At 51.4% G+C, this 13,630-nt stretch carries 14 protein-coding genes; 7 read left to right on the forward strand and 7 right to left on the reverse strand.

Features of this window, described 5'->3' with window-relative positions; translation table 11 throughout:
• Positions 1–6: 6 nt before the first annotated feature.
• A complete protein-coding gene (locus SK33_RS13170) occupies positions 7–1,434 on the reverse strand; it encodes a gamma-aminobutyraldehyde dehydrogenase (RefSeq protein ID WP_048218998.1) in 1,428 nt (475 codons plus the stop codon).
• Positions 1,435–1,749: 315 nt separating this feature from the next.
• On the opposite strand from SK33_RS13170, the gene SK33_RS13175 reads away from it, so the two are divergent.
• Together SK33_RS13175 and SK33_RS13180 are read left to right on the forward strand one after the other, a co-directional pair.
• Positions 1,750–2,475, forward strand: coding sequence for a FadR/GntR family transcriptional regulator (locus SK33_RS13175; RefSeq protein WP_003029304.1), 726 nt, complete (start codon positions 1,750–1,752; stop codon positions 2,473–2,475).
• A 24-nt stretch (positions 2,476–2,499) separates the two neighbouring features.
• A complete protein-coding gene (locus SK33_RS13180) occupies positions 2,500–3,198 on the forward strand; it encodes a cache domain-containing protein (RefSeq protein ID WP_003029308.1) in 699 nt (232 codons plus the stop codon).
• A 21-nt stretch (positions 3,199–3,219) separates the two neighbouring features.
• Here the strand turns inward: SK33_RS13180 and SK33_RS13185 are convergent, their stop codons facing one another.
• Positions 3,220–4,701, reverse strand: a complete 1,482-nt coding sequence (locus tag SK33_RS13185; RefSeq protein ID WP_048219000.1) for an APC family permease — start codon at positions 4,699–4,701, stop codon at positions 3,220–3,222.
• Positions 4,702–5,033: 332 nt separating this feature from the next.
• Here SK33_RS13185 and SK33_RS13190 point away from each other — a divergent pair, with 332 nt between their 5' ends.
• From SK33_RS13190 to SK33_RS13210, 5 genes are all read left to right on the forward strand, one after another.
• Positions 5,034–5,174, forward strand: a complete 141-nt coding sequence (locus tag SK33_RS13190) for a hypothetical protein (RefSeq protein WP_003832695.1) — start codon at positions 5,034–5,036, stop codon at positions 5,172–5,174.
• A gap of 209 nt (positions 5,175–5,383) precedes the next feature.
• A complete protein-coding gene (locus SK33_RS13195; protein ID WP_003836534.1) occupies positions 5,384–6,217 on the forward strand; it encodes an ABC transporter substrate-binding protein in 834 nt (277 codons plus the stop codon).
• Position 6,218: 1 nt separating this feature from the next.
• Entirely contained in the window at positions 6,219–7,037 is an 819-nt protein-coding gene (locus SK33_RS13200; RefSeq protein WP_003029322.1) for an amino acid ABC transporter ATP-binding protein, read from the forward strand.
• Positions 7,037–7,822 carry an amino acid ABC transporter permease gene (locus SK33_RS13205; RefSeq protein ID WP_003029324.1) on the forward strand — a complete coding sequence of 262 codons (786 nt, stop codon included), beginning with the start codon at positions 7,037–7,039 and terminating at the stop codon, positions 7,820–7,822. The genes SK33_RS13200 and SK33_RS13205 overlap by 1 nt, the downstream gene beginning before the upstream one ends.
• Positions 7,812–8,489 carry an amino acid ABC transporter permease gene (locus SK33_RS13210; protein WP_032949181.1) on the forward strand — a complete coding sequence of 226 codons (678 nt, stop codon included), beginning with the start codon at positions 7,812–7,814 and terminating at the stop codon, positions 8,487–8,489. Before SK33_RS13205 ends, SK33_RS13210 begins: the two co-directional genes overlap by 11 nt.
• 9 nt (positions 8,490–8,498) lie before the next feature.
• On the opposite strand, the gene ydhT is transcribed toward SK33_RS13210, so the two are convergent.
• The 5 genes from ydhT to SK33_RS13235 form a co-directional block, all read right to left on the reverse strand.
• Positions 8,499–9,311, reverse strand: a complete 813-nt coding sequence (ydhT, locus tag SK33_RS13215) for a protein YdhT (protein WP_048219001.1) — start codon at positions 9,309–9,311, stop codon at positions 8,499–8,501.
• 3 nt (positions 9,312–9,314) lie between these two features.
• The gene (gene phsC / locus SK33_RS13220; RefSeq protein ID WP_003029330.1) at positions 9,315–10,100 is read right to left on the reverse strand and encodes a thiosulfate reductase cytochrome B subunit; all 786 of its coding nucleotides are present in this window, start codon (positions 10,098–10,100) and stop codon (positions 9,315–9,317) included.
• Entirely contained in the window at positions 10,097–10,765 is a 669-nt protein-coding gene (locus tag SK33_RS13225) for a 4Fe-4S dicluster domain-containing protein (protein ID WP_048219927.1), read from the reverse strand. The genes phsC and SK33_RS13225 overlap by 4 nt, the downstream gene beginning before the upstream one ends.
• 63 nt (positions 10,766–10,828) lie before the next feature.
• A complete protein-coding gene (locus SK33_RS13230) occupies positions 10,829–11,494 on the reverse strand; it encodes a YdhW family putative oxidoreductase system protein (protein ID WP_003029334.1) in 666 nt (221 codons plus the stop codon).
• A gap of 10 nt (positions 11,495–11,504) precedes the next feature.
• Complete coding sequence (locus SK33_RS13235) at positions 11,505–13,607, reverse strand: aldehyde ferredoxin oxidoreductase (protein ID WP_003029336.1); 2,103 nt, start codon at positions 13,605–13,607, stop codon at positions 11,505–11,507.
• Between the last annotated feature and the right edge of the window lie 23 nt (positions 13,608–13,630).

Below are 13,630 nucleotides of genomic sequence, written 5' to 3' on the forward strand. Positions count from 1 at the left end.
TCCTCTCTATTCAGAAATGTCACACATGATATGTTTCACCCGAGTATATTCTTCGAGTGAATAGGATGAGAGATCTTTGCCATAACCCGATTTTTTGAACCCGCCGTGCGGCATTTCGGCACACAGAGGAATGTGATTGTTAATCCACACCGTGCCAAAATCGAGGTCAATGCTGAAGCGCTGCGCGCGACCATGGTTACGGGTCCAGACGCTGGCGGCAAGACCATACTCCACATCATTCGCTTTGTGTAGTGCCTCTTCGTCAGTAGAAAACGACTGAATGGTCATTACCGGACCAAATACTTCATGCTGAATAGCTTCATCATTTTGATGCAATCCGGAGACAATCGTCGGCTCAAAATAGAAGCCCGGACCTGGCCCGGCGAGCCCACCGGTTTCAATTTTTGCATGTGCCGGTAAACGCTCAATAAAACCTTTCACCTGCTCCAGTTGATTCCGGCTATTCAATGCGCCGTACAGCGCATTCTGATCTTCTGGCGGTCCAAATTTGATACTTTTTGTTTTCTGGATCAGTTTTTCCAGAAACTCAGCATAGATGGATTGCTCTACCAGGATCCGTGTAGCCGCTGTGCAATCCTGCCCGGCATTAAAAAAGCCTGCCGTAGTGATTGTCGCTATCGCCTTGTCCATATCCGCATCGGCGAACACGACTGCAGGCGCTTTTCCACCCAATTCCAGGTGTGCTCTGGTCAGGTTTGCCGCCGCCGAAGCCGCAACCTGCAAACCCGCGCGGACCGAACCGGTAATCGAAACCAGTGAAGCCTTCGGATTTGAAACCACCAGCGAACCGGTGCTGGCTTTGCCCAGCACAACGTTCAACGCCCCCCTCGGAAACAACAGTGCGGCCAGTTCAGCCAACAGCAGCGTACTAACTGGTGTGGTGTCGCTTGGCTTTAACACGACCGTGTTGCCTGCCGCCAGCGCTGGTGCAATCTTCCACACCGCCATCATGAACGGGTAGTTCCACGGCGTCACTTGCCCAACGATACCCAGCGGTTCACGACGGATGGTCGATGTAAACCCGGCGGAATATTCTCCGGCCGCCTTCCCTTCAAGACAGCGCGCCGCGCCAGCAAAAAAGCGGATGGCATCGCAGGATGCCGCAATCTCCTCTTTCTCAATAAAATGGCGAAGCTGACCGGTTTCCTGACTTTGCGCGGTTACCAGTCGCTCAACGTTGCGTTCAATCTCATCGGCCAGCAGCAATAACGCCTTTTGCCGCTGTGCTGGCGTCGATTTTCTCCAGATGCTAAACGCCGCTTCCGCTGCTGAGTAGGCTTGCTCTACCTCCGCCTCGTTAGCGTTAGGAGAAATTGCGTATGTTTCACCGTCAACCGGACTCACCAGTTCGAAGCTATCTTCGCTGCTGCCTGCTACATAGTGCCCATTAATAAAATGCTTCAGGGTTTTCATGCTTGTCTCCTGCCAATTAATACATAAAGAATCTTATGTAATATATATATTGTAAAATTTTTTCAAATGCGCAACATTGACACTATGATAAGCCTCGCATTTTTAACTTAATTCTCACATTTGCAAGGTAAGGCTTTTCATTGCCAGCTGACGCGTTATGCTCAGCTCATCATGAGGTTATCGGGACACACATCCGCTTGTGCAGTGACGTTGCGCCCAGGCATGTAAAATAACTCGGCCATTCTTACCTTCCTTGCCCGACAGGCATGTGTTAAAAATGGTCGTTGTTTCAGGGAATTGAGTACAGAAAAGATTATGATTACTCACGCGGTCATATTTGCGCCTATCGGGCAGGTCAGTCGTTCAGACCAGATAGTCCAGCGCCTTTCAAATGCCATTATCACGGGGTTGCTGGAGCCAAAAGAACAGCTTCCCAACGAAACTGATTTGGCAAAAATGATGGGTGTCTCACATATCACTATCAGAGAAGCGCTAAACACGCTTCGGGCTAATAATCTTATCCATACGGTTCGCGGTCGTAATGGCGGGAGCTTCGTTTGTGAAAATATCGATGGAAAAAATAGCGCCCTGCACCCGTTCAAAGCGATCAGTACGGATTATCTGTCTGATCTGGGTGAAATGCATTGCGCCATTATTAGCCATAGCGCGAGGCTGGCTTCCCGACGGATGACCGGTGCGGATATCGCCAAATTTCGCGAGTTTGTCGAGGTTCTCAGAAAGGCAAACTCACCTGAGCTGATGACCCAGGCCGATATGCGTTGCCTGCTGGCGATTGCCGCCAGTTCGCATTCAGCGCGACTGGCCAATCAGGAGCTGCAAGTTCAGGCTGAATGGGCATCACTTGTGGCGATACTTTATCGCACAGACAGTATTCATGCGGAAATTATCGCGCTTTATTCAGCGCTGGCCGATGCACTGGCTGCTCACAACGAGGCAGAGTCAGTACAGTTTGCCACACGGATCATCGACACGTTTACCTACTACCTTATTGAAAAAAAGCTGAAATATAACTCGAACTGACAATCAGTGAAGGCAGGACAGACAATGAGCTCTTCGACATCCCTAAGCGCATTAATCCGTAAAATTGATGACATTACTGTTTCTACCGTAGATTCTACCGTTGCGCTAGCGAGGAGCATCCATGAGGCGATTTCAGGGGTACAAAAGGCCTCAGCCGAGGTCGTTCTCGACCCATCAGTAAGATCCACCGTTCAACAGCACATCAAGCGCACGCTCAGTGACAACCATTACTGTTCAGGGGCGGGATTCGCCAGCCATATTGAGAGCACCGCAAACACAAAAGAGTACTGGTTGCTGGAGTGGTGGTATAAGAAAGATAATGGTTTGAGCCAGGCGCATCTGGATTTGGATCAGGCCACGCAACAACGACTGGATTTCAGAACCTTTGAGTGGTTTAAGCATTCTCCTCCGGCTGGCAAAGCCTATATCCACGGTCCCTACGTCGACTATATTTGCAATATCTCCTATACCCTAACGTCAGCCGTCCCGGTCTACTACAACGACCAGTTTCTCGGTGTTGCCGCGGTCGATTTGCTGGTCAGTCAGATAGAAGCCGAACTGCTCTCCTGCGCTCATCCTGATTATGTGATTCTGACCAATCTGGAAAACAGGATCATTTTCTCCAGTTGGCCACGTTTTCGCGTGGGTGAATTGCTGTCACCTGCAAATAGTACCGTGGTGTATCAGAGCGACTACTTTATCCTTTATCACTATCAAAACTAAGGGCCCGAAGGCCCTTAGTTTTTAGTTATCCTGCCCCATATTGAGCTTACTGGCATACGCAATGGCGTCGTTTACCGGCGCCGCTGAACGACCAAACGGACGGGTCAGGAACATATAAATAAGTCCCGAGCCAACGACAATCGCCAGGCCGAACAGGACCGTCCAACGGTCAATGAAGTCGCTGCTGTCTGCCGGTTGCGCCAGTAACCAGATCCCGCACAATCCGTAAGCTAACGCCAGCACATTCACGATTACGCCCCAACCGCCAATGGTCCACTCCCCCGCCGGTTTCCAGCCTTTCAGGCGCTGACGCAGCGCGGCCAGCACAACCATCTGGAACGAGATGTAAATCCCGATAACAGCAAACGCGGTGATACGCGACAGGTTATCTGGCTGGAAATAAACCCAAACACAGATGATCACTGGCAGAAGGCAACTGACGACCATGGCATTATCCGGAACACCATTTTTAGAGATTTTGGCCATCCATTCACTTCCCGGCAGCATTCTGTCGCGGGAGAAAGAAAAGATAAGACGGCTTAACGCAGCCTGGAGAGACAAAATGCACGACAACATGGCGATAATCGCGACGACGATAAAGACAGTCGCGCCGGTTTCGCCCAGAGCTTCATTAAGGATTGCCGGGATCGGATCGGACGTTTTACCATTCACGATGCTGACCAGATTCGGTGAAGCCAGCAGATAACCCATAACAGAAATAATGGCGGAAATCGCGCCGAATACGATGCTTAAAATCATCGCCACTGGGATCTTTTTACTGGGATTCTGCACCTCTTCCGCAACGTTACCGCAGGCCTCAAAGCCAAAGAACATAAACAGTCCCATCAGCGCAGCAGACATAAATGCGGTGGAATAGCTGCCGTCATGAGCCAGCACACCCATCGAGTCAAAAATTACTGAGAACGGCTGCGAACGGTGGAAAATCAGCAGATAAATCCCCAGCGCGATCACGCTGACAATTTCACACCAGAAACCAATTTTCGCCACCCGGGCCAGATTTTTAGTCCCGGACATATTAACCGCCATCATCAACAGCAGCAGCAGAACGGAAGTCACCAACATCGTGGCTGGAGTCTGACCATAGTGGAAGAGTGATTCAACAAACGTTGATGTATATTCCGCGATCGACGTAATGGTGACCACCAGTGCCCACAGGTAGATCCAGGCGGCAATCCACGCATATTTCTTGCCCCACAACCTTCTGGCCCAAGGGTAAAGTCCGCCGGTTATCGGATACTGGGAAGCGACCTCACCAAACACCAGCGCCACCAAAAGTTGCCCGCATGCGACGATTAAAATCCACCATACTGCAGGTGGCCCCGCCAGCGTTACGGCCAGCGCAAACAGCGAATAGACGGCGGTAAGCGGCGACAGGTAGGTAAAACCCAACGCGAAGTTTGAAATTAAACCGATCGATCTATTGAACTGTTCTTTGCCATCTTTTTGAAAATTATCGTTTTTCTTATCAGGTGTCTGTTCCATATAGCTTTCTCTTTTGTGGAATAGTCGCAGGGTTGAACAATTAATGTATAAAAGATATTAAGTTATATGTATAGTGATTTTGTCGCAGATTTGTTAAAAATGATCGCGCGTCACGTTAATGAAAAAGTGGGAATAAAACGGTAGAGAGAGCGAGAATTTTGCGGTATTTACAACCAACAATTCTTTAGCAATTGCGAACCGTGGGCCACTTTGGCGGATAAATACGCACAGCGGATTGCGTTCGATGCTAAGTAGCAAGAATCGCTGCTGTTAAGCAACATTTTTGCAATATAATAACGTGATGTTAAACGCTGAACCTGAGCAGGTGAATGATGGAAATTGATCTCGATAATCTGGTCTTTGATGGACTGGAAGAAGCGCAAGAGCGTAACGCTGAACGTCTGGAAGATGCAGACAAGAAAGCGCAAGAAATTATTGCTGATAATGATTGCGGTGACGCCTGCAAAATCTGATTTCCGAACCGGCGCAATGCCGGTTTTTTTTTACCTCCTGGCTATGCCCTCTCGCCTGGCTACATATCGCATTGCGTTTACCCATTGTTAACACCTTTTTCACTAATAACATTTTGTAAATAGATAAGAATTTTTTCTTATTTTGTCCTGAACCTGAGTTATGGGAGCGTAAAAAGCACAAACCAAAAAAAACGACAGGGACTTACAAAATGATGGTAACAAAAACTCACAGCGCGAAAAAAACACTGCTGGCACTCGGCATCCTGCTGGCATCAGGCATTAGCGTCTCACAGGCTCAGGCCGACCAACTGGCCGATATCAAAGCCGCAGGCGTAGTAAAAGTCGCAACATTTGACGCGAACCCGCCGTTTGGCTCCATCGATGCCAAAACGCATAAGATTGTCGGCTACGACGTCGATTTTGCCGAAGCGCTGGCCAAATCTCTTGGTGTAAAACTGGAACTGGTGGCGACCAATCCGGCAAACCGAATTCCGTTATTACAATCTGGTAAAGCCGATTTAATCGTTGCGGATATCACGATCACGCCTGAGCGGTCGCAGGTAATAGATTTCTCCGTCCCCTATTTTGTTACCGGCCAGCAGTTCCTTGTGCCAGCAAAATCTCCGGATAAGCTCGATCAATACAGCAAAGCACGCATCGGCGCGGTAAAAGGCACTACTGGTGAACAGGCACTGCATCAGCGCTTCCCGCAGTCGCGCGTACTGGCCTATGACGATATCCCGCTGGCGTTAACCGCACTGCGCAACGGCAATGTTCAGGCCATCACCCAGGACAGTACGATTCTGGCCGGTTTATTAGGCGGTGCGCCGGATAAAGCAGATTTCAAAATTCTACCGGACCTGTTGAGCAAAGAAGAGATTGGCGTGGGGGTGAAAAAAGGTGAGCCAGCGTTGTTAAAAGCCGTTAACGATGAACTTTTGAAGCTGGAATCTACCGGGCAGGCGGCCAAAATTTATGATGTCTGGTTTGGTCCTGAAACCAAAAATCCACAAGCCCGCGCCTTTAAAATAGAAGCCAAATAATATGCTCTCAGCCCTTTTTCATCGTTCCGCAGCTTCGGCTGCGGATTTTACCCATTTGCGTCAGGCGAGCGTCGAACTACGCAATGTGGTTAAAGAGTATGGCGCTCAAACTGTACTTAACGGCGTCAACCTGGCAGTTGAGCCCGGTGAAGTGGTGACCATTCTGGGACCTTCCGGTTCTGGAAAGTCCACTCTTATACGTCTTATCAACCAGTTGGAGTCGCTCAGCGATGGCGAAATCTTCATTGATGGTAAACCAATTAGCCAGTTGCGCGGGGCGGCATTACGCCAGCTACGCAGCCGTATCGGTTTCGTATTTCAGCAATTCAATCTCTATTCGCATCTGACTGCACTGCAAAACATCGCGCTGGCGCTGGAATATGTTCACGGCTGGAATAAGACGGAAGCAGATCGTCGGGCACTTGAGTTGCTGGAAAAGGTGGGACTGGCGGAAAAAGCCAATGCCTATGCCGCACAGTTGTCCGGTGGACAGCAGCAGCGCGTGGCCATCGCCCGCGCACTGGCTTCATCACCGCAAATTATTCTGTTTGATGAGCCTACCTCCGCGCTGGATCCTGAAATGATCGGCGAGGTATTGCAGGTGATGAAAAATCTCGCCCACAGCGGTATCACCATGATCGTCGTGACCCACGAAATGCATTTCGCCCGCGAGATTGCCGATCGTGTGGTTTTCATCGATGGTGGCGATATTCTTGAAGTGGCCCCGCCGGAGGATTTTTTCGTCCAACCACAGCACCCGAGAACCCAGCGTTTCCTGAAAAAAGTGCTCGACCCGTTACACCAGGAGTCATCATCATAATGCATGCAATGGACTGGCAGGGAGTGCTGAGCGGGCAACCCCTGCAATGGATAATTTCTGGTTTTCTTACCACGCTTTGGGTGACGCTGGCAGGTATCGTGCTCGCCACGCTCATTGCCATCTCACTGCTCAGCCTGCGACTGACGGGCAATCGTCTCGCTAAAACGATGGTCGGGGTGTGGGTCTCGGTGTTTCGCAATACCCCTTTACTGGTGCAACTGATGTTCTGGTATTTTGCCGCATGGAACTGGCTTCCCCGTGACGTCATTAGCTTCATCAATGCTGATCATCCATGGTCAATTCTGCCGGGTGATGTCTGGTGGTTAACGCCGGAGTTTATCTGTTCAGCATGGGGACTGGGCGTATTTACCTCAGCATTTTTGGTCGAAGAGATCGCCTCAGGTTTACAGGCAGTTTCTGCCGGACAACGCGAGGCTGCCGTGGCGCAGGGGTTTTCATCCTGGGCGATATTTCGTCACATTCTGCTGCCTCAGGGACTGGCAAACGCCTGGCAACCCATTGTTGGGCAATATCTCAACCTGATGAAGCTTTCCTCGCTTGCCAGCGGTATTGGATTTGCTGAGCTCACCTACCAGGTACGGCAAATTGAGAGCTACAACGCGCACGCGCTGGAAGCCTTTGCCGTTGGCACCGCACTCTATCTGTTTACCGGCATCGTGCTGGGTATGTTGCTTACGCGTCTTGGGCCGCGGCCGGCGGCGGGTAAATCGTCAAAGGTAAGAATGCGCATCTTCAGCGTCAGGAGCATACTGCATGATCGCTAATATTTCGGTCATTACCGACAATCTTGACTATCTCCTGTGGGGACGTGTAGCTGAGGGGCAACCCGGCGGTGTACTGCTCACTTTGCTGATGGCTATCGGTGCGGCTTTGCTGGCGCTGCCTGGCGGGATCATTCTTGCCTGCTGCGCCTGGCGATTTCCAGGCGCGGTTCGCAACGGGTTGTTTATCTGGGCGGAATTTATTCGCGGCATTCCGCTCATCTTTGTGATTTTCTGGATGTGGTATTTGCTACCCATGCTGACCGGAAGCGATCTGCCCGGTGCCGTTACCGTGACGCTGGCGCTAGCATGGTTCACCGCCGCTTCGGTGATGCACTCGGTGTATGCTGGAATTAGCGCACTGCCTGGTGGGCAATATGAAGCGGCAGTCGTTCAGGGGTTTCGCCCGGATCAGGCCCTGTGGCTTATCTTGCTGCCGCAGGTGCTGCGTAACGTACTGCCGTCGTTGACGGGGATTTTCATTGGGCTACTGAAGGACACGTCACTGGCATTTATCGTTAACGTACCGGAACTCACAACGGTTGCCGGTCAGGTTAACAGCCGGGTGCAAATCTACCCGGCAGCCATTTTTATCTTTACCGGACTGGTCTATTACCTGCTGTGCTTTAGCCTGGAGAAAATCACCCAGCGCCGCTTCGCACTAAAATGACCTCTCGGCTCAACATTCCACAAACTGATGGTCTTCGTTGAGCCGATATTTCACGCCCGCCCGAATGTTTTTTTCCCCTTCAACGGCAAGCGCAAAACGCATTCTCTCGCCATCGTGATAAGCCAGCGCCGCACATCCGCCGGGACCGAGCGTTATCGAATCTACAGCACCGGTACTGGCAACAACGGCGTTCTCTCCGCTGGCAATAATGTGGATATTATCCGCGCAGTTAGCGATTTTTGCCTCTGCGCCAAAACAGGCTACCTGGGTTAAATCACCGCTACTGGCAACCCGGTTTCGGTCGCCAAGCGAACTGATGCGTACGCGCATGCCGGTACTGGCGATACGCGTTCCGTCGCCCACACTGCTGATACGCGCCGAATTTCCCGCAATCGCTATTCGCCCACGATCGCCTGAACTGCCGATATGCGTGTTATAGCCTACACTGCCAATCCGTGCGCTGTAACCGGCACTGGCGATCTGTGCGGCATACCCGGTGCTGGCAATTTTAACGTTGTCACCCGCACTGCTAAATCGGGCATAATCTTCTGCACTCGCCAACGGACGACTGGTTTCCTCCGCGGCTTGCTCACAGGAAATATTCCCCATTGCGTCAATATCCTGCTGAGCAAAACTCGCCTCTTCCCGCCATTTCGACCAGCCGTATTCCACCAGGCTATTTGCCCAATCGGTATACCCTTCCCGCTGGAGCGCGCGATGAACATCGGCATAGCTTCCTCCTGCGGGAAACGCGCGTAGAAACCAGCGATACATGACGGGCCCAACACGCCAGGCCCGTAAGTCACTTCGTGTAATCATCATCGCTTAATGCCGGTGGTAGCCATCCACCATACACTTGAAGGTTTCGCCCGGTGTGCGGCCCGTAGTGCAAAGATAAAGATGCCCAAAAATGAAAAACAGACTGACAATTGCCAGCGCAAAGTGCGCCTGAAGCAGCCAGTAACGCACACCAGGAAACAGATCTCCGACGACCGTCGGGTAAAGCGATAACAACCCAGAAATCAGCAGTAGTGGCAGCAACCCATACATCACGCCAACGTAGGCCGCCTGCTGTAGCGGATTGAATTTAGAACGCGGCGATGCCGGGAATGGATGTGACTCGCCCTGCATAATGCCAAACAGGTAAAAACGTGTTTGTCTTTGCGCGCGAGCGATCCAGCCCTGACGTTGAATAATATAGTGATGTCCGTTGCCGCCAATCAGGTTGATCAGCACAAAACCAACCCAGCAGGCAAGTAGCAAAAAGCCGCAAACCTCATGAACGGTAAGCAGGCTTTTCATTACCGGTGCGCTGACGGCAGAGAAGTGATTGACCAGGCCACTGACCAGAAGTAGCAAAAACAGCAGCGCATTTGACCAGTGCCACAAACGAACAGCCTTCGAATATAAATAGACCTTCTCACCGTGCCCTGCCGACGTTTTATGTGCCGCCCGAAAGCGCAGCATGGCGTGAAGCGCCAGCACCAGCCACATTCCCACCAGCATTAACCCGGCAACGACTAACCACACGGGCCAGTAGTCCGGTGAAAACAGAGGAACATACTGCGCAAGCTGGGCGTGAAACTGTTCGGCATTTTGCGACGCGTTCATACATTTTCCTTTTTAATCAAATGTTGACCGAACCGACGATACAGATGGGGTTTCCCGGCGCCTGCAAGTTGATATTCGTAATACTTGTTTTCTCGCAACCAGGTCTGAATTTCCGGGCTATCTTCACGCCCAAAAATCAGCGCATGTTCCGGGCAAGCGTTAACACAGATCGGTGAAAAACCTTTCGCCAGGCGTGATTCAACGCAAAAGTCGCATTTATCCGCCACTTTGGTATGCGGGTTGAGATAACGAACCTGATAAGGACACGCACCAATACAGTAACTGCAGCCGATACAGGAAGACGTATCTACTCGCACAATACCGTTCTCATCCCGCCAGGAGGCACCGGTCGGACACACCTCAATACAAGGCGCATCATCACAATGCTGGCAGGATTGACGGAAGTAGTGATACAGCGTTTCGTTGTCGTTGTCTGAGACTGGAATATGCGCTATCGACAAACGGCTGCCCTGGGCAGGAACATGGTTGGTTTTCCTGCAGGCCCGCGCGCAGATATTACATCCGTTACACAGTGATTCGTCGTGAATCATGACGTAACGAACGGCTTTAGGGCTCCTGGTACTCGCTAACAGATTTTGACCTGGGCCGGTGAAAAAAATCACCGTCCCCATGCCAATGACAAATTTTCGTCGGGTGAAGGACATCGGGTTATCCTCTAAACTGTGACAGTGGTCGTCCACACGTTCCATGACATCAACCTGAATAATTCAGGGGTTCTGATACTGCTCAACCTCAAGCCATTCACACAGGCCGTACGCTTTGCCATAACTCATAAAACGTTCGCTAAACAGATAAGGTTCCGCATTTGACGATTCCACAGTACGTATATCTGCGTAATCGGGATGCGTTTCCATAGCCGTTAGCGCCGCTGTAATCTGCTGAGATTCAAAGCTATACGGCGGTTGCGTCAACATGGCGACCTTATAGGGGCGAGGATACGTGCGGCCGTCGAAGCGTACCGCCTCGGCAATTGCACGGCAGATGTCGTTTTCCACTACCTGCACGCACATGTCGGCGTAGTTTGCCGTCATGGTTTGCGTTGAGTAGAAATAGACATCTTCCGCGCCCTGCACACGGGTGATATCCGCGTTAATTGCGTCCTGACACAGCGCATCCAGCAGCGCGGATAGATCGGTTTCAGGGACCGAATAAGGTGGCTGCAGAAATACGCTGCGCCCCACCAATTGCCCGGATGCCGAATGCTGACGGATAAAATCCGCCACAATCGACTCCGGGCTGACAGGCTCCTGAACCTGCGGCGCAGTCACCTGTTCTACCGGCGGGTGAAACGCCTGTAGCCAGTGTCTCTTTTGACCATCTACCTCGTCAGGAAGCGCCTCTACGGGTGCCAGAACGTTGCTCACGTTAGTCATCTCACGTTCCTTACGCTGGCAACAGGTCTTGCGCCGCCAAATCAGCTGCCACGTCTTCAAGTCCGAGTCGGTTCAGGGTTTCACGCGTTGGGCAACCCAGCTCTGGATCCCAGCCCATTTCCTGATAGAACATCGTCAATGACTGACGCATATCCTCCCTGTCCATCTTGTCGGTTCCTTCAGTGAAGACCGGGATCTTCGGATCTTTATCGAATACCCAGGAGCAGATGAGATCGTGCTCATTGCGCATATCCTTGGTTTGCATCAGTTTGACCGTATAAGCGCGATGCAGGGTAAAGATGCGTTCAGCGGCCAGGTCCAGACTCGCCTGCGTGGTTTCATCACCGGTGACTGCCTGGAAGAACTTCGCTTCCAGATCCAAGTCTCCGCGATAGTTACGGCTCTTGAGTGGTGAAACTGTCATCGGCCAAACCCAGTTACACAACGTAACCGCGTTATGCAGACAGACTTTCAGCAGCGTCCATTTGGCATATTTGATCTTGGCTGCATTGATCGGGGTGTAGTTTTTGGTTTCATCGTAGGCATCCTGTGAACCAAACAGCTCGCCCGCCACTTCGCGCTGTAATTTCAACGGCAAACCGGAACCGATGAAGTTGATATGGGTGTGCGCCATGCAGTCACGGTTAAACATACAGTTGGTGATCGCCCCCACCTGCGCTGAAGCCTCGTTCGCATGGTGAACAGGAAAACCGAACGGCGACCACAGTTTATTTTTGGCATAACCCCAGTACTCTTCGCCCAAATCCCAGCGTTCAGCAATGGCATACGAGCCGTCCGCAAGGTGACTGAGTTCCCCCACGCGATGCGCCAACCGATAGTAGAAGTCTTTAATAAAATTAGGATCACCCGCTTCCAACTGATCCCAGCGGATCTCCGCATACTCTTCAGCCGGCAGTACGCGCTTAAAGACGCCTTTCGAATAGCAATAAGTAAAATCACGGTGCAACTGGCCGTAGTTACACCAGATACCGTAATCGTCAAACAGGTTCAGACCAATCAGGTTTCCCACCACGCGCCCATCGTCTTTATCGTCAAAATCTTTCGGGCCATTGGGGAAAATGGTGGTGTGCACAAAGTTCGCCACACAAGTGTTGCCGCCGGTACTCGGCACGCCAAAATCTTTCACCCGCGGAACATTGAGCTGTGACATACAACGAATAGGGCATGAATGACAGCCGCTCATTTTGACCGTGTATTTTTCTGCGGCTGGCCCCAGATCGAACACCGATTTATAGGTACGGAAACCTACCGTATTTTGGTTGCCCGGCGGGATTTCCCCGGTTTCGATTGGTCCGCCTTCTGCTGCGCCCCAGAACAGTCCCTTACGGGCTGTCCAGCGCGAGTTTGGCGAAGAGTATTCTGCCCAGGCCTGCGGGGTGCTTGGCACAACGTGGTTGTTGTTAGCGCCGATGAGCTCGGTCATCATGTAGTCATTGAGCCGTTTCATCTCTTTGCGATCGGCAATATTGACGCCTTTGGTCCCTTCTACCGCAATAGCCTTCAGGTTTTTCGAGCCCATTACTGCGCCGGTACCAGCTCCGCCGCTGTGGTTGCGACTGTTGATCATGCAGGAGAGCGGCACCAGATTTTCCCCTGCCTGGCCTATCGCGGCGACGCAGGTTTCCGGGCTGGTGATGCGACAAATTTCTTCAGTTGTGGCGCGCGTCCCCTTACCCCACAGGAAATCGGCTTTTTCGATGCTAACCTTATCGTCTTTAATGTTGATCCAGACCGGTGATGCGGACTTGCCTTCAATAATAATGGCGTCGTAACCGGCGAATTTCATTTGCGCGGCAAAGAATCCCCCCATATGGGCATCCACGACTAAATTGCCTTTGGTAAATGTCGATAAGGAGGTGATATTGACGCGGGAGCTACAGGGAGCGCCAGAACCCGTTAATGGTCCGGTGGCAAAAACCAACTTATTCCCTTCATCAAAAGGCATGGTGCCTGGCGGGACTTCGTCGTACATAATTTTATAACCAAAGCCCATCCCACCGACAAATTTTTTAAATTTACTGGAATCTTCAAGGGTGATATTACCCGTGGTGAGATTGACCCGTAAAATAGTACCTGTCCAACCATTAGCCATCATGTTTTCCTTTGCAAGAAGGT

Origin of the sequence: Citrobacter sp. MGH103, assembly GCF_001034475.2 — a bacterium.
Taxonomy (GTDB): Bacteria; Pseudomonadota; Gammaproteobacteria; order Enterobacterales; family Enterobacteriaceae; genus Citrobacter; species Citrobacter freundii.